Source organism: Oceanobacillus polygoni, assembly GCF_008304605.1.
Taxonomy (GTDB): domain Bacteria; phylum Bacillota; class Bacilli; order Bacillales; family Amphibacillaceae; genus Oceanobacillus; species Oceanobacillus polygoni.
Genome location: NZ_PIJY01000045.1, coordinates 71524 through 97715, shown reverse-complemented (window position 1 = coordinate 97715; position 26192 = coordinate 71524). Strand labels below are relative to the sequence as shown.

General features: G+C 38.3%; 28 protein-coding genes. 2 read left to right on the top strand and 26 right to left on the bottom strand.

From position 1 onward, the window contains the following. Positions 1-2 precede the first annotated feature (2 nt). From plsX to sdaAB, 5 genes are all read right to left on the bottom strand, one after another. Complete coding sequence (gene plsX / locus F1560_RS19370) at positions 3-1001, bottom strand: phosphate acyltransferase PlsX (RefSeq protein WP_149476274.1); 999 nt, start codon at positions 999-1001, stop codon at positions 3-5. Beyond that, the gene (gene fapR, locus F1560_RS19365) at positions 985-1578 is read right to left on the bottom strand and encodes a transcription factor FapR (RefSeq protein ID WP_149476273.1); all 594 of its coding nucleotides are present in this window, start codon (positions 1576-1578) and stop codon (positions 985-987) included. Before fapR ends, plsX begins: the two co-directional genes overlap by 17 nt. A 124-nt stretch (positions 1579-1702) precedes the next feature. Next, entirely contained in the window at positions 1703-3736 is a 2034-nt protein-coding gene (gene recG / locus F1560_RS19360) for an ATP-dependent DNA helicase RecG (protein ID WP_149476272.1), read from the bottom strand. A 67-nt stretch (positions 3737-3803) separates the two neighbouring features. After that, the gene (sdaAA, locus tag F1560_RS19355; RefSeq protein WP_149476271.1) at positions 3804-4679 is read right to left on the bottom strand and encodes an L-serine ammonia-lyase, iron-sulfur-dependent, subunit alpha; all 876 of its coding nucleotides are present in this window, start codon (positions 4677-4679) and stop codon (positions 3804-3806) included. Positions 4680-4701: 22 nt separating this feature from the next. Further along, positions 4702-5364 (bottom strand): L-serine ammonia-lyase, iron-sulfur-dependent subunit beta, encoded by a 663-nt coding sequence (gene sdaAB, locus F1560_RS19350; RefSeq protein ID WP_149476270.1) that lies wholly within the window; start codon positions 5362-5364, stop codon positions 4702-4704. 202 nt (positions 5365-5566) lie between these two features. Between sdaAB and F1560_RS19345 the strand changes: the two genes are divergently transcribed. Then, positions 5567-6823, top strand: coding sequence for an NCS2 family permease (locus F1560_RS19345; RefSeq protein WP_149476269.1), 1257 nt, complete (start codon positions 5567-5569; stop codon positions 6821-6823). A 61-nt stretch (positions 6824-6884) separates the two neighbouring features. On the opposite strand, the gene F1560_RS19340 is transcribed toward F1560_RS19345, so the two are convergent. The 13 genes from F1560_RS19340 to F1560_RS19280 all read right to left on the bottom strand — a co-directional run bounded on the left by F1560_RS19340 (position 6885) and on the right by F1560_RS19280 (position 17920). Then, entirely contained in the window at positions 6885-7346 is a 462-nt protein-coding gene (locus tag F1560_RS19340) for a HicA family toxin-antitoxin system (protein WP_149476268.1), read from the bottom strand. Between the two features lie 237 nt (positions 7347-7583). Further along, entirely contained in the window at positions 7584-8402 is an 819-nt protein-coding gene (locus F1560_RS19335; RefSeq protein WP_149476267.1) for a polysaccharide deacetylase family protein, read from the bottom strand. Positions 8403-8502: 100 nt separating this feature from the next. Next, positions 8503-9378: an anti-sigma-V factor RsiV gene (gene rsiV / locus F1560_RS19330; RefSeq protein WP_149476266.1), complete on the bottom strand. Its 876-nt coding sequence runs from the start codon at positions 9376-9378 to the stop codon at positions 8503-8505. Next, the gene (locus tag F1560_RS19325; protein ID WP_149476265.1) at positions 9362-9898 is read right to left on the bottom strand and encodes an RNA polymerase sigma factor SigV; all 537 of its coding nucleotides are present in this window, start codon (positions 9896-9898) and stop codon (positions 9362-9364) included. Before F1560_RS19325 ends, rsiV begins: the two co-directional genes overlap by 17 nt. A gap of 338 nt (positions 9899-10236) precedes the next feature. Next, a complete protein-coding gene (locus tag F1560_RS19320) occupies positions 10237-11061 on the bottom strand; it encodes an urease accessory protein UreD (protein WP_149476264.1) in 825 nt (274 codons plus the stop codon). Then, the gene (gene ureG / locus F1560_RS19315) at positions 11054-11674 is read right to left on the bottom strand and encodes an urease accessory protein UreG (protein ID WP_149476263.1); all 621 of its coding nucleotides are present in this window, start codon (positions 11672-11674) and stop codon (positions 11054-11056) included. The genes F1560_RS19320 and ureG overlap by 8 nt, the downstream gene beginning before the upstream one ends. Before the next feature lie 29 nt (positions 11675-11703). Further along, positions 11704-12390, bottom strand: a complete 687-nt coding sequence (locus F1560_RS19310; RefSeq protein ID WP_149476262.1) for an urease accessory protein UreF — start codon at positions 12388-12390, stop codon at positions 11704-11706. Then, on the bottom strand, positions 12383-12838 hold the full coding sequence (gene ureE, locus F1560_RS19305; RefSeq protein WP_149476261.1) for an urease accessory protein UreE: 456 nt from the start codon (positions 12836-12838) through the stop codon (positions 12383-12385). Before ureE ends, F1560_RS19310 begins: the two co-directional genes overlap by 8 nt. Before the next feature lie 10 nt (positions 12839-12848). After that, a complete protein-coding gene (ureC, locus tag F1560_RS19300; protein WP_149476260.1) occupies positions 12849-14561 on the bottom strand; it encodes an urease subunit alpha in 1713 nt (570 codons plus the stop codon). Continuing rightward, positions 14558-14881: an urease subunit beta gene (locus F1560_RS19295; protein ID WP_149476259.1), complete on the bottom strand. Its 324-nt coding sequence runs from the start codon at positions 14879-14881 to the stop codon at positions 14558-14560. The genes ureC and F1560_RS19295 overlap by 4 nt, the downstream gene beginning before the upstream one ends. A gap of 16 nt (positions 14882-14897) precedes the next feature. After that, positions 14898-15200, bottom strand: coding sequence for an urease subunit gamma (locus F1560_RS19290; RefSeq protein WP_149476258.1), 303 nt, complete (start codon positions 15198-15200; stop codon positions 14898-14900). Between the two features lie 668 nt (positions 15201-15868). After that, positions 15869-17527 carry a DAK2 domain-containing protein gene (locus F1560_RS19285; protein ID WP_149476257.1) on the bottom strand — a complete coding sequence of 553 codons (1659 nt, stop codon included), beginning with the start codon at positions 17525-17527 and terminating at the stop codon, positions 15869-15871. A 30-nt stretch (positions 17528-17557) separates the two neighbouring features. Further along, entirely contained in the window at positions 17558-17920 is a 363-nt protein-coding gene (locus F1560_RS19280) for an Asp23/Gls24 family envelope stress response protein (RefSeq protein WP_149476256.1), read from the bottom strand. A 367-nt stretch (positions 17921-18287) separates the two neighbouring features. On the opposite strand from F1560_RS19280, the gene rpmB reads away from it, so the two are divergent. Then, entirely contained in the window at positions 18288-18476 is a 189-nt protein-coding gene (rpmB, locus tag F1560_RS19275; RefSeq protein ID WP_095308553.1) for a 50S ribosomal protein L28, read from the top strand. Between the two features lie 131 nt (positions 18477-18607). Here rpmB and spoVM read toward each other — a convergent pair whose 3' ends face one another. From spoVM to fmt, 8 genes are all read right to left on the bottom strand, one after another. Beyond that, positions 18608-18691: a stage V sporulation protein SpoVM gene (gene spoVM, locus F1560_RS19270; protein WP_095308552.1), complete on the bottom strand. Its 84-nt coding sequence runs from the start codon at positions 18689-18691 to the stop codon at positions 18608-18610. A gap of 40 nt (positions 18692-18731) precedes the next feature. Further along, positions 18732-19382, bottom strand: coding sequence for a thiamine diphosphokinase (locus F1560_RS19265; protein WP_149476255.1), 651 nt, complete (start codon positions 19380-19382; stop codon positions 18732-18734). 5 nt (positions 19383-19387) lie between these two features. Further along, positions 19388-20044 carry a ribulose-phosphate 3-epimerase gene (gene rpe, locus F1560_RS19260; protein WP_149476254.1) on the bottom strand — a complete coding sequence of 219 codons (657 nt, stop codon included), beginning with the start codon at positions 20042-20044 and terminating at the stop codon, positions 19388-19390. Positions 20045-20046: 2 nt separating this feature from the next. Beyond that, complete coding sequence (gene rsgA / locus F1560_RS19255) at positions 20047-20928, bottom strand: ribosome small subunit-dependent GTPase A (protein WP_149476253.1); 882 nt, start codon at positions 20926-20928, stop codon at positions 20047-20049. Between the two features lie 4 nt (positions 20929-20932). Then, complete coding sequence (pknB, locus tag F1560_RS19250; RefSeq protein ID WP_149476252.1) at positions 20933-23047, bottom strand: Stk1 family PASTA domain-containing Ser/Thr kinase; 2115 nt, start codon at positions 23045-23047, stop codon at positions 20933-20935. Beyond that, entirely contained in the window at positions 23044-23802 is a 759-nt protein-coding gene (locus F1560_RS19245; RefSeq protein ID WP_149476251.1) for a Stp1/IreP family PP2C-type Ser/Thr phosphatase, read from the bottom strand. The genes pknB and F1560_RS19245 overlap by 4 nt, the downstream gene beginning before the upstream one ends. An 89-nt stretch (positions 23803-23891) precedes the next feature. After that, a complete protein-coding gene (rsmB, locus tag F1560_RS19240) occupies positions 23892-25238 on the bottom strand; it encodes a 16S rRNA (cytosine(967)-C(5))-methyltransferase RsmB (protein WP_149476503.1) in 1347 nt (448 codons plus the stop codon). Position 25239: 1 nt separating this feature from the next. Further along, a complete protein-coding gene (fmt, locus tag F1560_RS19235) occupies positions 25240-26184 on the bottom strand; it encodes a methionyl-tRNA formyltransferase (protein ID WP_149476250.1) in 945 nt (314 codons plus the stop codon). Between the last annotated feature and the right edge of the window lie 8 nt (positions 26185-26192).

Genomic DNA, 26192 nt, shown 5'->3' with positions numbered 1-26192 from the left:
AATCACTCCTTATCTGATTCAATTGATTCAACTGTTGTTTTAATTGTATTTGTTACATCATTCTCCACCATATAACTAGCTTGTTTGATCGCACTTAAAATTGCTCTACTATTCGATGAACCATGAGCCTTAATAACAGGAGCTGCGAGTCCAAATAGACCAGCACCACCATACTCTGAATAATCTAGTTTATCTTTTAGCCCACGTAAATCATTCTTCGCCAGTGCTGCGGCGATTTTCGTTTTTGTTGAAGCCATAAAGGTTTCTTTTAATAACGTAAAAATTGTTTGTGCAGTTCCCTCAATTGTTTTTAGTGCGACATTACCACTAAATCCATCTGTAACAACAACATCAGCTGCATGATTTAATATATCACGCGCTTCGACATTTCCAACAAAGTTTACTGGTGCCTTTTCTAGCAATTCAAACGTTTTTTTCGTTAAATCGTTCCCTTTTCCATCTTCCGTACCAACATTTAGTAAACCAACAGTTGGATTTTGAATTTGTCTTACCTTTTCTGAATAGATGGATCCCATAATTGCATATTGTACTAAATGATCAGGCTTTGCATCGACATTTGCACCAACATCTAGCATTAGAAATCCTTTTCCATCAACGGTCGGCAATGTAGGGCTTAATGCTGGGCGATCAATCCCCGGTATTCTACCAACTACAAACAACCCCGCACTCATTAATGCTCCCGTATTACCAGCAGAAATACACGCATCTGCATATCCGTCTTTAACAGCCTGTGCCATTAATACTAGTGAAGCATTTTTTTTGCGACGCACTGCGCGAACCGGCTCATCATCACTAGTAATGACTTCATCTGTATGTACAATTTCAATATTATTATCATTTGTTAAAAGTGGTTTTATTTGCTTTTCGTCACCATAAAGGGTGATGTTCAAATTTTCAATTTCTGAAATAGCATCCATTGCACCTAACACTACTTCTTTGGGCGCGTTATCTCCACCCATGGCGTCAATTGCTAATCTCATTTATTCTTTCCCCTTTATTCTCATTTGATTGGTACATATAAAATACACCAGAAAATACTTTTTCATTATCAACATAACTATTAACTTGGACAACGGTACGACTTTTCTCATCTTTCCCTTCCACCGCTGCCTTGGCTATCACGCGTTCACCTTCGATAACCTGACGTCTGAATTTAACTTCTGACTTGGCAGTAAGTGCAAGTTCATCATTAATGACTGCAACAGCTAATGAATTTGCCTGTGCGAACAAATGATGACCTCTGGCAATTTTATTTCTAGAAAAAACAAGATCAGAAGTAATATCTAGAATAGAGATTGCACGCTTGTCCAACTCTAAATCAATGATTTCACCAATAACCTCATCCAATGATAAAGCTTTAACCGTTTCGTTCCACTGATTTGTCGCAACATGCTTAATACGTTCTCGTAATTCAGGGATAGCTAATTCCATCCGATCCAGTCTTATCGTTTGAATACTAACTTGAAACGCTTTTGCTAAATGTTCATCCGTGATAAACGGAGTTTGTTCTATTTTTTCTTTTAAAAGTCGTTGCCGTTCCGCTTTTGTTTTTCTCATTAGACCGCACCATCCACCATTTTCATCATATTTTCACTTTATGCACGACCTCTTTATGACTTGGTACTAATAGTAATATATAATAGCTGCTTTATTTATGCAAGCATACTTTTAATACAATCTTTTAATCAATTTTATCTGCAAACGAAAACTCACTCTCTAAATAATGCTTGAGCGCACGAAATTCCTCGTTTTCTTCTAATTGATTTGTTTCCACAATTTCTTGTGCATCATTCCTTGCGGTTTCCAAAGCACGATAATCATGAATCATATCCGCCACCCTAAACTCAGGAACTCCGCTTTGTTTTTTACCAAAGAAATCACCTGGTCCTCTTAGCTGCAGATCCTGTTCGGATAGTTCGAAACCATTCGTTGTTTCTGTCATAATTCGCATCCGCTCCTTACCAACCTCACCTTTCGGTTCAGCAATCAAAATGCAATAGCTCTGTTTACTGCCTCTTCCTACTCGCCCTCGTAGCTGATGAAGCTGTGATAAACCAAATCGTTCTGCATCGTAAATGACCATTACGGTCGCATTCGGCACATTCACGCCGACTTCTACTACTGTCGTTGAAACAAGCACTTGAATAGCATTGGCAGCAAATTCCTTCATGACACTGTCTTTCTCTTGTGCCGATAGCCTACCGTGCATCAAGCCAACATTTATTTCTTCCGGATAATATGCTTCGAGCTGGTGAAACAAATCTACTGCATTCTGAATATCAAGCTTGTCAGATTCCTCGATAAGTGGGCTAATGACATAAGCCTGTTCCCCTTCTGCAACACGTTGGGCGATAAAATCCAAGATTCTTTCAAACGTATTTTCTTTTGCCCAAAGGGTTTCAACTTCTTTTCTTCCAGCAGGCATCTCATCAATAATCGATACATCCATATCTCCAAAAGCCGTAATTGCTAGCGTTCGTGGAATGGGGGTTGCTGTCATAAATAACACATCTGGATTTAGCCCTTTGTCCCTTAATGTTCTCCTTTGCTCAACGCCAAAACGATGTTGTTCATCGACAATCACAAAGCCTAAATCATGAAAGAAGACATCATCTTGGATTAATGCGTGGGTTCCTATCACAATATCCACTTCACCATTTTTGACAGCTTGCAGGATTTCTTTTCGTTTCTTCCCTTTTACCGAACCAGTTAACAAAACAATTTTTGCCAGATCACCAAATAATCCTGTCAAGGATTGATAATGCTGTTCTGCTAGAATTTCAGTCGGAACCATTAATGCACCTTGTTTCCCTGCAGTGATGGAGGCATAGAGACCAATTGCCGCAACCGCCGTTTTCCCTGATCCAACATCACCTTGTAAAAGTCGGTTCATTCGGTAGGGAGAACTTAAGTCCGCCATTATTTGTTGCAATGATTTCTGTTGTGCTCCTGTTAGCTCAAAAGGGAAACTTGAAATAAACGCTTTTACTTTTTCTGTATCATAGTGCTGCGCATTACCTTTAGTTGCTTCGCGTTTCAGTTTACGTAATAGTTGCATTTTCAACTGGAAAACAAGAAACTCTTCATATGTAAAACGGCGACGTGCATGCTTTAGCGCGATTCGATCAGTTGGAAAATGCATTGTCTTAATCGCTTCCGCCCGCCTTGGTAGCTTGTAAGCATCTAAATAGTTCTCTGGTAAAATTTCTATAATTGCGTCACCATATTTTGTTAATGCTGCTTGCATATATTTTTTTAACTTATAATTGGTTACATCACCCTTTACCGAATACATAGGTTGTACATTCGCTTGTTCATTGGCACGACCTTTTTTGTAATTGCTAACGGTAATTTGCAGGCGATGGGCATCCCATTTTCCCGTTAATGTAACGGTGTCACCAGCGTTGATCTGTTTTTTTGCAAACGCCCGATTAAACATAACAGCTTTTATTGCAACACCTTCTACTTCTAGCGTAAACGAAAGTCTTGATTTCCGCTTACCGTAAAAAGTAAGGGAAGGATCATGGATCACCCTCCCCTCAATCGTTGCTTTATCGTCATGTATTAATTCACGAAGTGGTTTAATTTCATATATATCGTAACGGTATGGGAAATAAAGCAGCAGATCTGCAATGGTATGGATTTTTAACAATGCTAAATCCTCTGCTGCCTTCTCTCCGACACCTTTTACATGCGTTACAGGCTCCTTAAGCACAGTAAATCACTCTTTCTATAAATGTTTCATACGTTTGAATCTCCCGCTAGTCTAAGTGTGGGAGTATTCATACAGACATTCCAAATATTTTTTCTTTAAGCAATCTTCCTGTTGGTGTGTCTGCCAATCCACCTTCACCTGTTTCACGCAAGCTAGATGGCATTTGTTTACCAATTCGGTACATTGCTCCAATTACTTCATCACATGGTATTTTGCTCGTAACACCTGCTAGTGCCAAATCAGCTGATACAATTGCCAAAGAAGAACCTGCAGCATTTCGTTTTACACAAGGTACCTCTACAAGACCTGCAACTGGATCACAAACAAGCCCAAGCATATTTTTCAGTGTTATTGCAAAAGCTTCTGCAGATTGCTGAGGTGTTCCACCAGCCATTTCAACAATCGCTGCCGCGGCCATTGCTCCTGCTGAGCCTACCTCAGCTTGACAGCCTCCAGCCGCACCAGATATGAAGGCATTATTTGCTACAACAAAGCCAAAGGCCCCTGCTGTAAATAAATAACGAATCATTTGTTCCCGTGTTGGATTCAGCTGATTTTTTACAGCGAATAGTGTGCCGGGGACACAGCCAGCACTGCCAGCAGTTGGTGTTGCACAAATGATTCCCATCGCCGCATTTACTTCATTCGTTCCCATCGCTTTACTTACTGCATCTAATAGCAAATGACCTGACAGTGGTGTTTTTTCCTTCATATACGTTTGAATCCGGACAGCATCGCCACCAGTGAGTCCTGTTACAGATTCCACACCTTTTAGCGCATCATCAATTGCTCGTTCCATCACCTGGAGGTTTTTTTCCATTTCAGCAAAAACGTCATCACGAGTTTTCTCTTTTACATCCATTTCCTGGCGAATCATCACTTCAGAAATTAAAATATTTTCCTTCTCAGCTATTTCAACCAATTCGGCTACTGTTCGAAACATCGCTTAAACCCCCTTCTGAAAATTAACTGTCGATTTTAGATATCTGCATGATATGATCAGCACTATCCAACTCTTTTAATATTGTATCCCCAACATTTTGGTCAACTTCAATGACCATTAGTGCCTCTTTCCCGACATCTTTTCGGTTCACTTCCATATGACCAATATTAATTTCATGTTTTGCTAGAATCTTCGTTACGGAGGCAATTGCGCCAAACCGATCATTATGCATGATTAGAATGGCAGGATGGTTTCCTGATAAACGGAGTACAAATCCATTTAACTCCGTAATTTCTACTTTCCCCCCACCAATTGATATGCCAACTAGCTCCAATTGATCGGAATCGTCACCGATAACGAGGCGAGCAGTATTCGGATGATCTGCAGAAGCACTGTCCTCGATAAATTCAATTTCAAGACCTTGTTCTTTTGCCGTATCTAAAGATTTGCTTATCTCCGGGTCGTCCGTTTCAAGCCCCAGTAATCCACCCACTAATGCAAAGTCTGTACCGTGACCTTTATACGTTTTTGCAAATGACTCATACAAATAAATTTTCGCCCATGTTGGTTGCTTTCCAAATAAATTGCGGGCAGCTTTCCCTATCCGTGCAGCTCCAGCCGTATGCGAACTGGATGGCCCAACCATGACAGGACCGATAATATCAAACACTGAATTATATTTCATATGTTTTCACCGCCTATTCTTTGCATAGTTCTTGTTCTATTGTAAAGTATAACAAAAAAGCTTATAATATTCATTTGTGGATTATAGAATTACAGTCTATTCGTAGTAGTTGACCCATTTGTTACCAGTCGACTCACATAGGAATAACACGTTTTCTATATATCGGGTGGGAGAGGGATAGCAAATTGTTAGAGGAAATCAAATGAAACAACAAACTTCATTAAGAAACGAAATAATCGCCGGTATCATTGGATATTTTACAACAGTCTATATCGTTGTGGTCAATGGTTCCATTTTGAGTGAAGCAGGTATATCTCTCGAAACAGGGATGATTGCCACCATCATGGCTAGCTTTGTAGGCACAATGATGATGGGTTTTTTCGGAAAACTACCGTTAATATTAATTCCCGGGATGGGTATCAATGCACTTTTTGCCTATTCGATAATTAATAATAACGATTTTACGTTTCAAGAAGGTCTTGCTGTCGTACTTGTAGCAGCTCTTATCTTTCTTGTGACAGCATTTACAAAAATTGGCGTTATTTTGAAAAATGCGATTCCAGAGTCCTTGACACATGCCATTACAGTTGGACTCGGTTTTTTCTTGATTTTAATCGGTTTAGAAAAAAGCGGTATTGTAATTAGTGGTGGTAGCACCATTGTCGCTATTGGCGACTTTACATCAACACCTGTAATCGTAGGTCTACTCACATTATTTATAGCGATATTTCTTTTCGTAAAAAATGTGCCAGCAAACTTTTTGATTACAATGGTTATCGGTACGATACTTGCAGCTGTCTTTGGCTTACAGCAGCCGGAAGTCGAGCCGGTTCATGTTCATGTAAATGAGTTGCTATTTATTCCTTCGTTTACTGCAATGGGGGATTTTGCGTTCTGGCTAGCTGTATTTCCATTAGCACTGATCCTTATTTTTGAGAATATGGGAATTTTAACCGGGCAACTAGGGATGCTGAAACGTCAAGATAGCTACAATAAAGCATATCGTATCACAGCTTTTTCTACACTGACATCTGCTTTTTTCGGAACTTCACCAACGGTTTCTGGTGCTGAAAATGCCGCAGTAATAGCTTCAGGCGGTAAAACAGGTAGAGCAGCAATTACAGCTGGTATTTTATTTTTGGCTACCATTTTCATCATCCCATGGATATCAATGGTTCCAAACTCTGCCATTAGCCCAATCTTAATTATTGTTGGATTTTTAATGGCTCAGAATATTAAGCACTTGCCATTGAATGATTTTGCTGACTCTATTCCAGCACTCTTGATCGTTGTCATGATTCCATTCACCTATAGTATTGGTGATGGAATGGCGTTTGGCTTTATTGCATATCCGATCGTAAAAATAGCCTTAGGTAAACAGAATGAACTGACAAAACCATTAATTATTATTTCTTCCCTGTTTTTCATTGAATTTGTTTTGAAAATTACAGGTATATAAAAAAACGCCCCAACATTCTAGAAGGATTAGGCTAAATCCTTTAAGTTGGGGCGGTTTTTGTCTATTTCGCATCATTTTTCGATTCTTCAATATGCTTCTGAATCTTTTCTTGTACTTTCTCTTCTACTTTTTCTACTCGCTCATCTTTTAAATGCCTCTCTGGCTTTGGATGAAACCATTGAATTTCGTCATCTCGGAAGATTCCTTTATATTCATTCCCTTGAATCATTAGCTTAAACTGATGCACATCGTGCGTTTGATCAGCAAACAGGGGCTTTACCTCAATATCATCTGTTTCATCTTTAACTCCATGCTCATCTAGAAGCCGATGCACTTCTGATTCAACAGCTTTTAAATACGTATCTCCCAAATCCTGTTTTGGATGTGGATTGAGCCATTGAATTTCCCCATCATGGAAATTACCAACATATTGGTTTCCATGTACTTTTAACTTGAATTGATGCCTTTCGTATATGCGATCTTCAAAAATTTGTTCTACTTCAAAATTATCGACCAGTGTCAACGCCTCCTCGAATTGATTCTTTACTTACTATATTCCCGAATCTCATAAAAAAAATCGGATTTCGAACCAAATCACAATAATTTTATAACAACAATAATGTACTATTCAGTTACATTTGTAAAGTATTGTATTCATGAACAAATATTGTAATTTGTTTATCAGAAGTAAAAATCGTCAACTTTTACAATATACATAAATCAGGTTACATCTTCAACACCATAGGATTACCTTTAAGTTTTAATATTTCACTTTGTAATATGGTCCTGCTTCCACATCTACTGGCAAAGATATAATCTCGCTAACCGTTACAAATTGATAACCTTCATTGATGAGTGCAGTTAATAACTCAGGTAAAGCATCAGCTGTTGCCTGGTGGATATCGTGCATTAAAACAATTGCACCGGGAGTAATACTGTTCAGAATTTCTTCTTTTATCATGTTAGCATTCCTCGTTTTCCAGTCCATGGAATCGACGGACCATAAAATAAGAGAGTTTCCTAATGCTGTAGCTGTTTCTTCAACACGCTTATCAAATATACCATAAGGAGGTCGAGTCATTGTCGGATACTGTCCGCTCGCTTCTTCTATATTTCTAGCTGATTCAGAAATTTCTTCTTCAATACCATATGTATCTAACTTAACTAAATTTTGATGTAAATTGGTATGATTTCCAATTTCATGACCTGCCATAGCAACTTCCTTAGCCATCGATGGGGTCGCTGCCGCTTGACTGCCAAGCATGAAAAAGGTAGCTTTAACATCATGCTCTCCAAGAGCCTCAAGTACTTGAGGAGTAACGTTTGAATTAGGACCATCATCAAATGTAAGTGCAATATATTTCTCATTCCGATCCAAACTATTTACTACTTCGGAATCCTTTTGTACTAGAAACTGTTTGTCATGTAGTGCCGTTTCTTTTAATTCATGGTCTGTTTCCTTTTTCACTTTCGGCATAGTTTGTGAACTGCTTCCAACTGACCCACCTGAAATGAGAAAAAAAGTTATCGCAATAAGTATAATTAATACCCACCCCGGCCAACGTATTCTCCTAATCATTTTATATTTATCCTTTCTAGTAGGCTATCAGCAGAACTAATAGCCCTACCTACATGTTACTTATTATTCGCAACCTCATTACAATGATGGTTACAGTACATTAATGGATATATTCATTACTAACGAGTACTTCATTTAAAACTTCAGTTGGAATTATGAATTCAACGGTTCCCATATATCCTGGTGCAACTTCATATTCATCAAAAGAGATGACAAGCTTGCCATCATGATTAATATAAAATTGCTGTTCAGCTTGTATTGTTTCAAAGAAATCACCAAAGTCTTCCAAGCCAGCATCTTCCACCCAATATATTTTATCAGTATCTGAATTCATTTGTTCACGCATTTGATCCTTGATATTTCCGCTGATTATCTGAATATAGCTTTCATCAGTGAACAGCATTGGTAGTGACAACAATATTTCATTTTTTTTATCAATCGTGTCATATTGAAGCGTTGTTGAACCTGAAGCAGCAATTCTATCGACATACCTCTCTAACACAAGAATTTGCTCATTATCTATCTTTACTTCGAAGCCACTAGAAATCGCATAATGCCCAGTTTCCCCCTCATTAACCTTTTTCATAATAGCTTCAAACTCTTTATAAAGGGTTTTGCCTTCTTCTAAATATTCCTCATTTAGACTATCTTCAAGTTTTTTGTTTTCTAAATCTGTCACTGCCGGTACTTTAATATCTGCTGATAGAAGCCCATCTTCCTCCTCAAATTGTGTAATTGTTATAACCTTTATAACCTCTCCAACAATAGGTACCTCAGATAAAGCTTGAGCCATCGCTGGACTGACATTGACACTCGTTGTAAATAATAAAGCAGCTGCAGCAACACCAGCAGACCATTTAGCTGTTAGTCTTTTAGTTCTCCGTTTTTTCAGTGCATCTTGCACAACATTATCAAGTTCTTTTGGAATCACGATTTCATCATACTTTTTCTTTACGGATTTAAAGTTTCTTCCCATGTTTAACCTCCTCCTCAATAGTTGGATCTTCATCCAGTTCAACTTTCAGCATTTTCAATCCTCTGTACAGCCTTGTTTTAATCGTATTAACATTTTCATCCATAATTTTGGCGATTTCTTCTATTTTCATATCTTCAAAATATCTAAGTATGATTATTGTTTTGTACTTACATGGAAGGTGATCAATCGCCTCTTGTAAATCTAAATGGTGATACTCATCTTCTCTACCACTTACTATAACTTCCATCACGGTATCATCAACTACACTCACCCGTTTATGCTTTCGCAAATGATCCAGGGAAGTGTTTACAACTATCTTATAAAACCAACTTTTTAAACCAACTTGATTTTCCAATGTGTTGATGCGAATGAGAGCTTTATGAATCGCATCCTGTACAATGTCAAGCGCATCCTCTTGATTTCCTACATAGCTATAGGCGACCCTATAAAAACTCTCTTTATTCTCTATAATAAACGCGGTTAATTCTTTTTCTATTTTTGTTTTTTTAAACAAACCCATCTAAAAGAGCTCCTTTTCGGCGGTTAATAAGCTTATACATACTAGACGTACGAACAGGGTAAAAAGTTTGCACATTTATAATATATTTTTTTAAAAAGTGATTTTAATCAAATGTTGTCGTTATATGTATCCCATTATTGAATAAAGTATTCGTAAAGGGGTGACAAATGTGAAATACCTGTTTTATCAATAAACTAGTTGCTTAGGTTTATTATTCTGAAATCACAAAGAGAATGCTTCTTGTAAATGAAACACCCTCTTTATCCAATACTCTTAATCTATACTAAAATGTGATGCACTAAAAAAGCCCGACAACCTTTTCGATTGTCGGGACGATATTAATATTTTCTTAGAAAACTTGGTTTCATTTGATACCATTCATTACTTATTACATGATGACAAGCAGTGAAAATTCGTTCGATTACTTGGGTAGAGTTAGCTAATACCCTTATTGTAAAACCAGGTATATGAAGTTCTGATAAACCTGCTTTTATATCAGCAGCTTCTTCGCCAATTGTTTCATATAACAAATCAAGTAAAGCAGAATCTGTCTTTTCGCCAATCACGATAAACGAGCCTAAATGTGTATAGCCTTCCATAAAACCTAGACCACCAATTTCTTGAGCACCTGGGTTCAGGTTAATATGATCAAAGGCAATCAATTCATTATCCATATAGATTTCGTTGATAAGTCGTAAATGATTATAACTAAATTGTTTCCCTTCTGGAGACCAGCCTGGTGTCAAAATATCAGTATAAAGTAATGTTGCACCCTTTTCCATATAAACCGTATTCTTCTGAAAATAACGTGCATCCTGATAGGCAATAAGCGCATCTGGTAAATATTCTAAATAACTATCTTTTTTTAGGTGAAATTCTGTTTCCTGGTATGCTTCTTTATTCGGCGTTTTATAAACTTTTGTTGCAGACTGTGTCGTTAACGTAAGCTGTGCACCTTCATCAAGCGTTACTTTCATTCGGTACGTATCGCCATCTAGATAGCCACCACCAGGATTTAAAAGATAATAACAAGGATAGCTATAATTGTTATGATATATAGGGCGCATTACTTTGAAAGCCCCCTGAAAATAAACGTTTTTAGCTACCGTTCTCCCTTGACGTTTTTCTAAGTCAAGCTCTAGAAACCCCGTCCAATCAGTCATCTTGCTCCAAACCTTTTAACAATGCATGCTTTTTGATCCAATCAATAACCTCATCAAGACCTTCATTATCTTTTAAATTTGTAAAAACAAATGGCTTATTCCCACGGAAAACCTTCGTATCTGACTCCATCACTTCAAGGCTCGCACCAACGTATGGAGCTAGATCTGTTTTATTGATAATAAATAGGTCCGATTTAATCATCCCTTGTCCACCTTTACGTGGGATCTTCTCTCCTTGTGCCACATCAATAATATAAATGGAGAAATCAACAAGCTCCGGGCTAAATGTTGCAGCAAGATTATCGCCACCACTCTCCACAAAAATCAGCTCTACATCTGGATGTTTTTCTTTTAACTCATCAATTGCCGCAAAGTTCATCGATGCATCTTCTCGGATCGCTGTATGCGGGCAGCCTCCTGTTTCCACACCAATGATTCGATCATCCGGCAATATTCCGTTTGCCACAAGAAATTTCGCATCCTCTTTCGTATAAATATCATTTGTAATAACTGCCATGCTGATTTCTCCATCTAATGCACGTGTTAGCTTTTCTACGAGCATGGTTTTCCCTGCACCAACAGGACCACCTACTCCAATTCGAATTGGTTCCATATAAACACTTCCTTTACAAAATTCTAAAACTATGACATAAAGATTCGTATATTTACACGCTCATGCTTCATTTGAGATAATTCTAAGCCTGGCGAAACGATTCCAAAATTGATTTTTTTTAATTGCATTACTTTATCCGTTGCTACAACAAGTTCTTTTTGAAATTCGTGAATGATCTGCTGACCAGTAGTTTGTCCCAAAGGGATAGCGCGGACAGCATTTTGAACAAGAGCAGTAATGGTCGAATATAAATAGTATAGGATAGTCGTTTCCTTATCCACATGAAGGTGGTAACCAACGATTGTAAACGCAAGCGCTGAGTGGCCAAACGACTGCTTCTCTTTAATTCGACGTCGATATTGTGATGTGACTGGAATTTTATACAATTCCTCTGTGATGTTTAACATACGATCTCCCATTCGTTGGGTTCCGTCTCGTGATTCACGCGCAAGGTTTTGGACAGTTAATAACCTGTCCAATTCCCACACCTTATCTAGATCATCTTCAACTAGCGCCTCGTATGCAAGCCGCGATGCTAAACCATCTGAATAAACAAGTTGCTCATGCAAGTATACCTTTAACCACCTTGAAAAAGACTCTTTATCATGAACGATGCCTTCCTGTATATAAGTTTCCAGCCCGAATGAATGACTGAAAGATCCTGTAGGAAAATTGGAATCACATAGTTGAAAAAGTGATAAAGAACGATCAATCATGGCTGTGACCTATATGTCTGAAGGCTTGTTTCACTTTACGGTCTTCCCGCTTGAACGGAATACCTAACCCTTGTAACAATTCTTCAACTAAGTAATCATACTGGACAAGCATGTCACTCTCTTCAAACTGAGCTGGAAGATGACGATTGCCGAGCTGATGTGCGATCGTACCCATCTCATGCATCGTTCTTGGACTGATCACTAATAAATCATCTGACAGCACATCAACAATAATCATATTTTCTTCATCCATGAATAGTACATCACCAGCTACTAAATCGCGCGGTTCCTTTAGACGAATTCCAACTTCTCTTCCGTGATCCGTTTCAACACGCTGAATCCGTTTGACTAAATGAGCACTTTCAAGATAAACCTTTTCTTTATGAAGCTTGTTAACTTCTTCTTGATCCATTTCGTTTATATTTCCGACGATTTTTTCGATAATCAATCATTTCACCTCAAAATAAGAAATATCGTTGACCCATTGGCACCGTGGCAACGGGATCACATGTAATTAATTCACCATTTATTCGGACTTCATACGTTTGTGGATCAACATCAATTTCAGGAGTTGCTGTGTTTAATTTCATATCCTTCTTTGTAAGTTGGCGAATTCCACGAACGGGTCTTACCATTTTCTCAAGCCCTAGCTTCTCTTGAATGTTATCGTCATACGCAGCTTGTGATACAAAGGTAAACGAGCTTTTTGCTAATGCTTTCCCTGTTGTAGCATACATTGGACGATAAATCATTGGTTGCGGCGTTGGAATTGTTGCATTGGCATCGCCCATAAGACTTTGTACAGCAAGACCATTTTTTAGAATCATTTCCGGTTTCACTCCAAAGAAGCGCGGCTCCCATAATACAAGGTCAGCTGATTTTCCAACTTCAATGGAACCTACATATTCTGAAATTCCGTGTGTAATTGCAGGATTAATCGTATATTTAGCAATATAACGTTTTGCACGATTATTATCTGCGTACTTGCTGTCACCTTTCATCGTTCCCATTTGCTTCTTCATTTTGTCAGCAGTTTGCCATGTCCTCAGTACAACTTCACCAATACGTCCCATTGCCTGTGCGTCGGAGCTCATCATACTAAATACACCCATATCCTGTAGGATATCCTCAGCTGCGATAGTTTCTCTGCGAATACGAGAATCTGCGAAGGCAATATCCTCAGGTACTGATGGATTTAGATGGTGACAAACCATTAACATATCAAGATGCTCATCGATTGTATTAACTGTATAAGGCATCGTTGGGTTTGTTGAAGATGGTAGTACATTTAACATACCGGCTGATTTAATTAAATCTGGTGCATGTCCGCCACCAGCACCCTCTGTATGGTACATATGAATAACACGGTTTTTAATTGCTTTCATCGTATCTTCAAAAAATCCTGCCTCATTCAATGTATCAGCATGAAGCGCAACCTGAACGTCAAATTCATCAGCTATGCGTAGCGAATGATCTAATGCAGAGGGTGTCGCTCCCCAATCTTCATGTACCTTCAAGCCGATTGCCCCAGCACGAATTTGCTCTTCGAGTGGTCCGGCTGTTGCAGCATGACCTTTACCAGTCAAACCAACATTAATCGGAAGGCCTTCAACAGCTTGAAGCATCCGGTGCATATTCCATATACCCGGTGTGACAGTTGTCGCCCGAGAACCTGCACCTGGACCAGTTCCCCCACCAATCAAGGTTGTCAGTCCAGCAGTAAGCGCAACATCTACTTGTGCAGGGTTAATAAAGTGTACGTGGGTATCGATTCCACCTGCTGTTAGAATTTTCCCTTCTCCTGCAATCACTTCTGTTGCAGCACCGATAACAATATCTACATTATCCATGACAAGTGGATTTCCGCTTTTTCCAATTGCAAAAATCGACCCATCTCGTAATGCAACATCTGCTTTATATATCCCTGTATAATCAAGCACAATAACATTGGTAATAACAGTATCAGGAACACCTTCCTCACGAGTAGCTAGTGGATGCTGGCCCATACCATCTCGAATAACCTTCCCGCCGCCAAATACTACTTCTTCACCATAGGTTGTATAATCTTTTTCAATTTGAATAAATAAATCTGTATCGGCTAATCGAACCGAGTCTCCAGTTGTCGGTCCATACATTTGCGAGTATTGCTCTCTGGACATTTTAAAACTCATTCTGAATCCCTACCTTCTAATGGCCCATCTACTTTATTATTAAATCCGTATACTTCTCGTTTTCCAGAATAATCGATTAGCTCAATCTCTTTCTCATCACCAGGTTCAAACCGAACTGCTGCACCTGCAGGAACATTCAATCGTTTTCCATATGTTTCGTCACGATTAAATACCAATGCTTCATTCACTTCATAAAAATGATAATGCGAGCCAACTTGTACTGGTCGGTCACCAGTATTGATCACAGTAACCTTCGAGCTTATTTTATTTTCGTTACAGATGATTTCCTCATCTATTAAAATCAATTCACCAGGAATCATTTTGCCACTCCTCTCTTTAACGTATTGGGTTATGAACCGTTACTAATTTAGTTCCATCAGGAAAGGTTGCTTCTACTTGAATATCATCAATCATTTCTGGTATCCCATCCATTACATCTTCACGTGTTAAAATGGTCGCTCCAAATTCCATTAACTCAGCAACTGTTTTGCCATCACGTGCACCCTCTAAAAGCTCATATGTAATAAGCGCCATCGCCTCTGGATGATTCAATTTTAGGCCACGATCTCTCCTGCGTCTCGCTAGATCAGCTGCCACTACAATTAAAAGCTTATCCATTTCACGTGGTAATAATTGCATTTATCTTTTTCCTCCTTTATATTTCGTGTGTTTAACAATCAGTTTCCCCATTTCGTATAAGTTCAAAACCCATTATCTAATTTTAAAAATCAGATAAAAGAATTGATTATGTTATTATTGGGAAATTTCAATCAAGCCAACATCCTATTAATGTTCGCTTTATCGAAGCTAGATCCTTACAGCTCTAAAAAGCATCATCAAAAGTGTTGATCACGTTCTTACACACAACTCGTTTTTTTGTATTAAAATTAATCTTCATTATCGATTAAACTTAAATCTTTGTGAAATCCATAACAAATAAGCGATCTCATATAGAGAACCACAAAATACGTCATATTCAATTATTATTGGTTTTTAATGTTTGTCATTCGTGCCGTTCATTTTCAGTCAGGTACTGATGAAGACGGTGGGTCTTCTGAACAACGAAAAGAGAGGTTTGTCTACTTCGTCTATTAGTAGATTAACTAAAGACAAAATAGTTTGAGAGTATAAATATATATAATCGATATGTGATTAAATCAATACTATACCTATGATACAGATTTATTCGGGGAAATCAAGTTTTTTCGCTTTTCTAAGGCAAACTTCATAGTGCCAACGACAATAGCTATCAAAATTGGAGAGAAACCAAAAAGATCGTACGCAATCGTACGATCTTCTAACAAACATTATTCTACAGAGAAAATATAAGAATAGATAGGCTGGTTACCGTTATGAACCTCAACCTCAACATCTTCATATGTCGCTTCAATATAGTCCACAAGCTCCGCTACTTCACTTTCTTCTACATCTTCGCCCTGTAAAACAGTCAATATTTCATCTTCATCTGTAATTAATTCATTCAATAATAATTTAACAGCTTCTACTTTATCTTTATGTGTTACAACAATCTTACCTTCATTAATACCCATAAAGCTGTCTTTTTCAATTGTGATGCCATCAATTTGCGTATCTCTTACAGCATATGTTATTTGTCCGGTTTTTACATGCTTTCGGGCTTCATCCATTGCTTCTTTATTCTCATTAATGTCAGCTTCCGAATTAAATGCCAACATTGCACTAATCCCTTGTGGAATAGTTTTTGTCGCCACAACTGCTACATTTCCTTCAGCAAGCTCAGCTGCTTGGTCAGCTGCCATCCAAATATTTTTATTGTTCGGTAAAATGATTACATTTTCTGCATTTGCTTTTTGAATAGCATCTGTAATATCCTGGGTACTCGGGTTCATCGTTTGTCCACCTTCTATAACAACCGATACTCCTAGGCTTTCAAATAATGCCTTGAGGCCACTTCCCATAGCAACTGTCACAACACCATACTTACTTTTTTGCTTCGGAGCATCATGAGAATGCTCGCCAACAATTGCAGCATGCTGTTCACGCATATTTTCGATCTTCATATTGATCAAGCTGCCGAAACGCTGTCCCAACGTAAGACATGTTCCAGGTTCCTCCGAATGGATATGAACCTTTACGATTTCATCATCTGATACAACTAATAGGGAGTCCCCATGTTCGCTTAATTCATTACGGAATTTATCTTCATTAAATGGATGATCGGCTAACTTTTCATCCTCAAATTTCACCATGAACTCCGTACAGTAACCGAATTCAATCTCTGAAGTATCCATGAAATCTTGGCTAACCTTATGATGCTCGGCATTCACCATTTCTTCCATCTTCACTACCGTTGTATCAGCTGGTAAAGCTTCCCCTTTTAAAGCAGCCAAAAAGCCTTCATAAATCGTTACAAGGCCTTGTCCACCAGAATCAACTACTCCCACCTCTTTTAAAACAGGTAATAAATCCGGAGTGCGCTTTAAAGATGCCTTCGCCTCAGTTAGTACCTTTTCCAGGAAAACGATGATATCATGTTCTGTTTCAGACACACGTACTGCTTCTTTAGCGGCATCCTTCGCCACCGTTAAAATGGTACCTTCAACAGGCTTCATTACAGCTTTATAGGCACTAGCAACACCAGCATCAAATGCCTCAGCCAAATCGGCAACTGATAACGATTGCTTCTTTTCCATGCCTTTCGCAAAACCACGGAAAATTTGGGATAAAATAACACCTGAATTTCCCCTTGCTCCCATTAACAGTCCTTTTGCAAAAGCATTTGCTACTTCAGACGTACTATTACTTGTAAGTTGTTTCACTTCATTTGCACCTGAAGTCATCGATAAATTCATATTTGTTCCCGTATCTCCATCTGGTACCGGGAATACATTTAGCGCATCTATTTTCTTGGCATTATTTGATAAATGATGTGCTCCAGTGAGTATCATCTGTGCTAACGTAACGCCATCTAACTTTTCTACCGTCACTGAATTTCCTCCTCCAAAACCGAAACAAAACTAGTCTTTTGCTACACGGACACCTTGAATAAAAATATTTACTGAGTCAATAGATAAACCTAACGATTGATGTAATGTATATTTAACTTGTGATTGCACATTGTTTGCTACTTCAGAAATTTTCGTACCATAACTCACGATAATATACATATCGATATGCAATTTATCTTCTTCTTGTCGAACTACAATACCTCTTGCATAGTTTTCTTTTCTAAGGATTTCTGCAATTCCATCTTTAATTTGGCTCTTAGATGCCATTCCTACAATACCATAACATTCAACTGCAGTTCCACCTGCAATTGTAGCGATTACTTCATTTGTAATTGTTACTTGACCATCATTTGTATGAAGTTCAATGGACATAATAATCCCCCTTAACGTACATATCAAAAAGCTCCGAATGAAAAGCAACATAACTGTAAAAAACGCTATGCATAATTTGAAGCTTGCGATGCCTTTTAAACCTTTACACAATATAAGCAAATTATACTATACACAGAACATATTTAAAAGCAACTACAATTTAATACGTATAAAATTAAAAAACACCTCATATAACAATGAACGATTCCAGAAAATCTGTCAAGTATTTTCGCTTTATCCCAATGAGTCGTGCTTGTCATCGGCCACTTTCCAGCAAACATAAAAAAAGATTCGTTGCATTATTAGCTTACTTGTGATAAATTGTATAAGTAATTAATGACACATGATAGAGTAAGGAGTGAATAACATGGCTAGAAAATGTGTTGTAACTGGACGTCAAACTCGCAGTGGAAACCTTCGTTCTCACGCTATGAATTCCAACAAACGTAATTGGAAAGCTAATGTACAAAAAGTACGTATTATGGTAGACGGTAAACCTAAAAAAGTTTATGTTTCTGCACGTGCCCTTAAGTCTGGTAAAGTAGAGCGCGTATAATATACCACAGCGTCAGCTTAACATTAGACAATTAAAAGCACCGGATGCAATGCACCTGGTGCTTTTTAATGTTTAGAAAACTATAAGTGCGTGTACCATGGATGAACGAAATAGCTTTTTAACTCAGGCAATTATTTTTCCTTCTTAAACATCCCAATTACAACTTTTACAAATCCACCAACAAATCTTGGAAGTTTAATCGTATAGAACTTCATAAGTAGGGACCCCTCCTGTTTTACAATTCAAACGTACCGTTCAAATCGTATCACAACTCTTTACTAGTAATACTATGCCTTTATCGAAGGAAAAAGTACCTTTTTTTGAAAGAAGCTTGTTTGAGATACAAAGCGTCGATCCCCATGAAATAGTTGTATTCGATAATGGGTAATGAAATCCTGATAAATAAATTCCTTCTACTTCTTTTGTAAATGGAATGAAAGATATATAGGGGTATGTTCTATGATTTTCAATCGTATGTGTACCAGGTGATAACATTTCTATTTGATTGGATTGATCCACGATAACAGCCTGAATACCTTTATTTTGAATCGTATATAGCAGCTGTATATTAATTAGTTCATGATCCAGTCTGCCACCTGTAACACCAAATAAATATATTTTACTTGGTTCCATTGCATATGCTTGATTTAACGCAATTTCCATATCTGTTTCATCTTTTTCAGTTGGGTGTTTTTCCATATATGACACGTTTCTAGAGATCACCTGTCTTTCATGCTCATCAATTGAATCAAAATCACCAACAGCATATTCTACAGGAATCCCTTTTTCTGCTATCAGATACGCTCCACGATCTGCACCAATCCAGCTATCAATCTCACCTTTAAACAAATGGAGGTCGGGAACTAAACTAGCAGGTCCGTTCCCTACAATCGCTACTACTTTCATCATGATTACCCTTTCGTTGCATTGCGTATTGCTTGAATCGCTTCACGTCGATCAGCTTGACCAAAAACTGCACTTCCTGCCACTAAAACATCTGCGCCTGCATCCGTACAGATTTTTGCAGTTTCTGGATTGACACCACCATCTACTTCAATCTCATAATCTAAATTTAATTCCTTACGCCACATAGATAGCTTTTCAATTTTTTCTACTGCTGCGTAGATAAACGATTGCCCACCGAAACCAGGATTGACAGTCATAATTAATACGAGATCCACTTCTTGTAAAATAGGCTTAAGCATTTCTACTGGTGTTGCTGGATTAATAACAACTCCGGGTTTTACCCCATTTGCTTTAATCAACTGAAGCGTACGATGAAGGTGCGTACAAGCTTCCTGATGCACCGTTATAATGGAAGCACCAGCTTCAGCAAATACAGGTATGTATGAATCAGGGTTTTCAATCATTAAATGAACATCCAATGGAAGGGTGGTAACTGGTTTGATTGCATCCACAATTAATGGCCCAATTGTAATATTAGGCACGAAATGCCCATCCATAACATCAACATGGATGTAGTCAGCCCCCCCTTTTTCTACATCGATTATTTCTTCTCCTAATTTGGCAAAATCTGCCGATAAAATAGATGGTGCAATTTTTGTCATAATTAATACCTCGGCTTTCGTGATTGTATTTCTTCCAGAAAACTTAAATAATGATCATAGCGGAAACGTGCAATATCGTTATTTTCCACTGCTTCCTTTACAGCACATTTTGGTTCTTTATGATGCATACAGCCTCGGAACTTACAATACTCTCTAGTTTCTCTCATCTCTGGAAAACAATCAGATAAGTCTTCCGCTTCAATTTCATTAAAGTCAAGAACACTGAAACCAGGCGTATCTGCAACAAGTCCATCATTTACCTGCATTAGCTCAACATGTCTCGTTGTATGCTTTCCCCTGCCAAGGCTTTTTGATATTTCTGCAGTTTTTAGCAATAAGGATGGCTTTAGAACATTTAAGAGCGTTGATTTTCCAACACCTGATTGTCCTGCAAAAACAGATACTTTATTCGTAAAGTAATGTCCCAATTCCGGTAGTGTTTCCTGTTGTTTGGATGAAATCAATTCAACAGGGTAACCGATTTTCTTATATATATCTTGATATACTTCAATTTCATGACGTGCATCGTCAGAAGCTAAATCAATTTTTGTTATAAAAATAACCGGATCTATCTGCTTCGATTCTATTAACACAAGAAAACGGTCCAATAGCAGCGTGCTAAAACCAGGTGAAGCGGCAGAGCTAACAATAATCGCTTGGTCGATATTTGCTATTGGTGGACGAACAAGTTCATTCGTCCTTTCTTTTACTTCCATAATATATCCTTCACCAGGATTACTTTCCTCAAACACTACAAAATCCCCGACAAGTGGGGTGATATTCCGATTCCGAAAAACACCCCGACCTTTACAGGAATAAATAGTATCATTTGATTTCACATAATAAAAACCACTTAAAGCTTTAACAATTCTTCCTTCTGCCATCGATTCACTCCTCTTCTCCATCGTAGGAAACCGTCCTGTTTCGTATGACTTCGTCGTCTCTTGTAATCGTATATTCCGCTTCACTATCAGGGGCAATCGTTAAGGTAAACTCAAACTCTCGATCTTCTGTAATTACTTCTTCCCTGTAGACATCTGTTATTTCATTGTTTGCATCACCAATATAAATGCGCACAACCTGTTCCACGGGTTCTGGCTCTTCCTCTTGGCCATCTTGATCTTCCTGATCTTCTTGTTCTTCTTCATCCTCTTCCGGATTCTCTTCCTCTTCTGTTACCGGATTATATGGAACGGTAAGGCTTATTGTATGTGACCGTGGTGGTCTTGCTTCCGGTCCAGTCGATATATACACATTAACTGTAGAATCTTCTTCTACTTCAGCTCCCGATGCAGGATCTTGTCTCGTGACTTCACCTTCAGGAACCGTTTCAGAATTCTCTTCAATTACATTCATAACAAGATTCTCGCCATCTAAATAAGACTTCGCCTCATCTATCGTCATTCCTACAAGGTTATTTAAACTGATTGCTTCTGGTCCAATGCTGACCTCAAAAATAACCCGCTCTTCACTTGGTACAACTTCACTTCCAGGTTCTGGCTGAATTTGGGTAATAATTTCACCTGCAGGACGATCTGAATGCTTTTCGATAGGCATTACATTCGTAAACCCTTCATCCTCCAACAATCTACTAACCTGACTGAAATCACGTCCAACATAATCTTCAAACGTCACCCGTTCTTTTCCTTGGCTGACAAAAAGTGTAACGGTACTACCTTCCTTCGCAGTCCTTCCAGCCCTTGGATCTGTTTGTACAACAAGTCCCTCTTCAATTTCATCTGAGTATGTCTCTTCTTCTTCAACAACAAATTTGTCTGCTTCGAGAATATCTCTAGCTTCTTCCACTTCATACTCAGAAACGTCTTTAACAATTACATCTTTCGGTTGCATCAAGTCCGGGATGATAAACATCGCTGCTACACCTGCTGCGAGGAGGAGAAATAATACAACGAGTATCATTATCCATTTCTTCTTGCCTCTTTTTTTCTTTGCTGGCTTTGCTTTCGCTGGCTTTTTACCCTTTTTTGCTTTCTTAACTTTTTTGCCTGCAGAATTTTCTGCAGGGTTATCTTCTGGATAATTTTTCGTTCCCTCATCAAATTGATGAACCAATGTAGCCTGCTCCATATCTTCCTCAATTTGCTGATCCGTTATAATCGGAATGGCCTTCGTTTCTTCACCGACTTCAACCGGCGGAGCGTACAGAGGCTCATTGAGTTTATCTGGATGCAGTGCATTTTCAACTGCTTCTTCTAGCTCATATATATTTTCATAACGGTGAAATGGATCTTTTGCAGTCGCCTTCAATACAATATTTTCTACACTTTGTGGAATATCTTGATTAAACCTTCTTACGGATGGAGTACTCGTTTGTAAATGTTTTAGAGCAATTGATACAGGTGATTGTCCCGAAAAAGGAAGTTTGCCTGTCAATAACTCATAGAGTACAATTCCAATCGAATAGATATCTGATTTTTTGGTTGCCATACCGCCTCTTGCTTGTTCTGGAGATAAATAATGAACCGAACCAAGAATCGAGTTGGTTTGTGTTAAGGATGTTGCGCTCAACGCAATTGCAATCCCAAAATCAGTCACTTTCGCTTGTCCAAAGCTGTTCATTAAAATATTTTGCGGTTTAATATCTCGATGTACAATATCGTTTGCATGTGCATGAGCGATTGCTGATATTAATTGCTTCATAATATCCAATGCTTCCTGCACATCAATTGGACCATAATTTTGTATGTATTCCTTAAGTGTCATGCCATCCACGTATTCCATAACCATATAGAGGACTTGATCTTCTTCACCGACATCGTAAATATTTACGATATTCGGATGTGAAAGACTTGTTGCAGACTGCGCTTCACGATCAAAACGAGCAATAAATTCATCATCGTGGATATACTCCATCCGCAATGCTTTTACTGCAACATCACGGTTTAAAATCGTATCCCTCGCAAGGTATACATTCGCCATTCCGCCTCCGCCAATTTTTTCAATTATCTTATAGCGCTCATTTAAAAGGTGACCACTTCTCATTCGTTTTCACCTGCTTTCAACGAAGATTCATGTTGTAAGAGAATAAGTGTAATATTATCTTCTCCGCCTCTTTCGTTAGCTAGGCTAATCATTTCCATGCCCGTTTCTTTCATGTCTTCAGTAACTGTTAAATAAGCAGCCATTTCCTGTTCATTTAGCTTATCGGACAAGCCATCGGAACAGAGGAGTAGCTTATTTCCTTCCTCCCAATTCACGGTTAATATATCTTCTGAAACTGTTTCTTCAGTACCAACCGCCTTCAAAATAATGTTTTTGCGTGGATGCCATTCCGCATCTTGTTCAGAAATTTGCCCTGATCGTAACAGCTCATTCACTAATGAATGGTCTTCCGTCACTCGATTAAAGCCATTTTCATTAAAGAGATAGCCACGACTATCGCCGACATGCGCAATGGTTAAAAACTCTTCTGTACAAATAGCGGCAACTATGGTCGTGCCCATTCCTTCACATTCCTTATTTTGCAACGAATGTTCATATATGGATTGATTCACATCTGAAATTGTAGCAGATAACCATGCTTCCGCTTCATCTGGAGCATTTACGCGAGCTGTCATTTGCCATTTTTGTTTCATTAATTTTGTAGCAAGTTGACTAGCTACATCTCCCGCCTGATGACCGCCCATTCCATCAGCGATAATAGCGATTAGTTGGTTATCCGTATTATAAAAGAGACCACCTGAATCTTCATTATGGGCTCGAATCTTACCACGATCCGTTAGAAAATAACCTTCCATCTTATTCCCCCCTTGCTTCTTGGGTCAGTAAATTACGTGCTAATTTATTTAAAGTATTGCACAATTTTCCCAATAAAAGAACCGATTTATTAAATTTTTTTTAAGCGAGTTAAGAAGAAACCATCTGTTCCATCGTACTCGGGAAATAATTGTAAACCATTTCTGGTTATCCCAGGTGCCCGCTTTAACTCATTTGGTAAAGTTCCAAAAAAGCTTTCATCGATTTGAAAATCCGTTTGATTTGCAAGAAAGTTTTGTACCACTTTTTCATTTTCTGCAGTATCAACCGTACACGTGCTATAAATCAACAAACCATCTTTTTTAAGCAATGGTGCTACATGTTCAAGTATTTCTAATTGAATTTCCGCTAACCGTTTGATGTCCTCTTCTTTTTTATGGTATTTGATTTCTGGTTTCCCCCGGATCACTCCCAATCCAGAGCATGGGGCGTCAATCAAAATTCGATCAAAGCTGGCGTCCTCATGAAGTTCACCAAGCTTTCTAGCATCACCAGGATTAGCATCAATTATGGTCAAGTTAAGTTGTGCCGCTTTTTCATCAATCAGCCTTACTTTCTTTTTATGCAAGTCATACGCATGAATTTGTCCTTCATTCTGCATTTTCTCAGCGATGTGCGTTGCTTTTCCACCCGGCGCACTACATGCATCAAGCACTTTCATACCCGGTTCTACTTCTAACATTTCAGCAACAAGCATGGAACTTTGATCTTGAATCGTAACGTAGCCTTTGCGGAACAATTCAGTATGAAGGATGTTTCCTTTTTCCACAATAATACCTTGTTCCGAAAATAAAGAAGCTCTTGTTTCAAAGCCGAGATCTTCTAACATACGCATCGCTTTCTCTCGCGTTATCTTCATCGGTTGAATTCGGATCGAAATCGGTTTTCTTGTCAAGTTGGCTTCACACATTGTTTTAACCGTTTCATAGTCATACATGGTCATCCATCGTTTCACAAGCCATTCAGGATGGCTTGTTTCGATAGATAATCTTTTCGCATCATCTGTAATCTCTTTAGTATCTGGTACACCATGACGCTGTATATTGCGTAGCACACCATTCACAAAAGAACTGATTCCTTTATGACCGCGCTGTTTTGCGATTTCCACTGCTTCATGAATAATTGCATGATCAGGGACTTTATCTAGGTAAACCATTTGATACACAGACATTCGTAAAAGCATACGAACCCAGGCATCCATTTTTTTATTCTTCTTCACAAAGTTGTCCAAATAATAATCTAAAGTCATTTTACGTTGGATTGTTCCATAAACAACCTCTGTTAAAAGACCTTCATCCTTTGGAGCGATTCGTTTGGATTTCATCTCATTGTCGATTAGTAAATGGCTGAATCCACTATCTTTCTCAATGCGAAGCAGTAAATCCAGAATCGTATTTCGTAGCTGATATGCCGTCATATTATTCACCTAATACCGTTCCTATTTTAATTCGTTCCTCTGAGCCTTGTAAGTAATCTTTTACAAGCATTCGCTTCTTACCTGCAGGCTGAATTTCTGTTACTTTTATTCCTTTTTGGTTCCCACAAACAACGATAAAGCTTTTAGTATCTACTTTTTCAACAATTTCTCCTGGCGTTTTTCCTTCGTATAAGGTATCAACTGGTTTGCCCCACCAAATTTTCATCACATTTCCTTCATAAGTTGTAAATGCTACTGGCCATGGATGCATGCCACGAATTTGATTATAAATGTCAGTGTTATCCTTATTCCAATCAATTTTTTCCTGTTCTCGTTTAATGTTGGACGCAAACGTTGCTTTTGTATCGTCCTGCTTTTCTGGTTGTAATTCGTTTAAAAAGAGCTTCGGTAATGTTTCCATTAAAAGCACTGCACCTGTTTGCGATAATTTATCATGCATCGTGCCAACATGATCATCAGCTTCAATTGGAACGACCTGTTGTGTGAGAATATCACCAGCATCCAATTTTTCGACCATATACATAATGGTAATCCCTGTTTCTCTCTTTCCTTGCATAATGGCATAATGAATTGGTGCTCCTCCACGCAGTTCCGGTAATAACGATGCATGTACATTAATACAGCCGTAAGCTGGATTTTCAAGCAATGCATTTGGTAGCAGTTGACCATATGCAGCAGTAACGATTAAATCCGGCTCATAGGATAAGATCTCTTCGTATTCATCTTTTAGTTTTTCCGGCTGAAACACTGGAATATTAGCTTTCTCTGCTTCTACTTTAACTGGAGGAGGTGTAATAACACGCTTTCTCCCTTTCGGACGGTCTGGCTGTGTAACAACAAGCACGACCTCATATTCGGATTCAATTAATGTTCGTAACACCGGAACAGAAAAATCCGGTGTACCCATAAAAACAATTCGTTTCATTTATTAGC

Bases quoted from the DNA above. Each gene is read 5' to 3' on its own strand.
- pknB (WP_149476252.1), bottom strand. From the start codon at position 23,047: ATGAGAAGTGGTCACCTTTTAAATGAGCGCTATAAGATAATTGAAAAA.
- fapR (WP_149476273.1), bottom strand. From the start codon at position 1,578: ATGAGAAAAACAAAAGCGGAACGGCAACGACTTTTAAAAGAAAAAATA.
- plsX (WP_149476274.1), bottom strand. From the start codon at position 1,001: ATGAGATTAGCAATTGACGCCATGGGTGGAGATAACGCGCCCAAAGAA.
- F1560_RS19245 (WP_149476251.1), bottom strand. From the start codon at position 23,802: ATGGAAGGTTATTTTCTAACGGATCGTGGTAAGATTCGAGCCCATAAT.
- rpmB (WP_095308553.1), top strand. From the start codon at position 18,288: ATGGCTAGAAAATGTGTTGTAACTGGACGTCAAACTCGCAGTGGAAAC.
- rsgA (WP_149476253.1), bottom strand. From the start codon at position 20,928: ATGGCAGAAGGAAGAATTGTTAAAGCTTTAAGTGGTTTTTATTATGTG.
- ureG (WP_149476263.1), bottom strand. From the start codon at position 11,674: ATGGAACCAATTCGAATTGGAGTAGGTGGTCCTGTTGGTGCAGGGAAA.
- F1560_RS19335 (WP_149476267.1), bottom strand. From the start codon at position 8,402: ATGATTAGGAGAATACGTTGGCCGGGGTGGGTATTAATTATACTTATT.
- F1560_RS19325 (WP_149476265.1), bottom strand. From the start codon at position 9,898: ATGGGTTTGTTTAAAAAAACAAAAATAGAAAAAGAATTAACCGCGTTT.
- F1560_RS19280 (WP_149476256.1), bottom strand. From the start codon at position 17,920: ATGTCCATTGAACTTCATACAAATGATGGTCAAGTAACAATTACAAAT.
- F1560_RS19345 (WP_149476269.1), top strand. From the start codon at position 5,567: ATGAAACAACAAACTTCATTAAGAAACGAAATAATCGCCGGTATCATT.
- fmt (WP_149476250.1), bottom strand. From the start codon at position 26,184: ATGAAACGAATTGTTTTTATGGGTACACCGGATTTTTCTGTTCCGGTG.
- F1560_RS19295 (WP_149476259.1), bottom strand. From the start codon at position 14,881: ATGATTCCTGGTGAATTGATTTTAATAGATGAGGAAATCATCTGTAAC.
- F1560_RS19290 (WP_149476258.1), bottom strand. From the start codon at position 15,200: ATGCAATTATTACCACGTGAAATGGATAAGCTTTTAATTGTAGTGGCA.
- rsiV (WP_149476266.1), bottom strand. From the start codon at position 9,378: ATGGGAAGAAACTTTAAATCCGTAAAGAAAAAGTATGATGAAATCGTG.
- spoVM (WP_095308552.1), bottom strand. From the start codon at position 18,691: ATGAAGTTCTATACGATTAAACTTCCAAGATTTGTTGGTGGATTTGTA.
- ureC (WP_149476260.1), bottom strand. From the start codon at position 14,561: ATGAGTTTTAAAATGTCCAGAGAGCAATACTCGCAAATGTATGGACCG.
- F1560_RS19320 (WP_149476264.1), bottom strand. From the start codon at position 11,061: ATGACTGATTGGACGGGGTTTCTAGAGCTTGACTTAGAAAAACGTCAA.
- F1560_RS19265 (WP_149476255.1), bottom strand. From the start codon at position 19,382: ATGAAAGTAGTAGCGATTGTAGGGAACGGACCTGCTAGTTTAGTTCCC.
- rpe (WP_149476254.1), bottom strand. From the start codon at position 20,044: ATGACAAAAATTGCACCATCTATTTTATCGGCAGATTTTGCCAAATTA.
- sdaAA (WP_149476271.1), bottom strand. From the start codon at position 4,679: ATGTTTCGAACAGTAGCCGAATTGGTTGAAATAGCTGAGAAGGAAAAT.
- rsmB (WP_149476503.1), bottom strand. From the start codon at position 25,238: ATGACGGCATATCAGCTACGAAATACGATTCTGGATTTACTGCTTCGC.
- F1560_RS19310 (WP_149476262.1), bottom strand. From the start codon at position 12,390: ATGATTGATCGTTCTTTATCACTTTTTCAACTATGTGATTCCAATTTT.
- sdaAB (WP_149476270.1), bottom strand. From the start codon at position 5,364: ATGAAATATAATTCAGTGTTTGATATTATCGGTCCTGTCATGGTTGGG.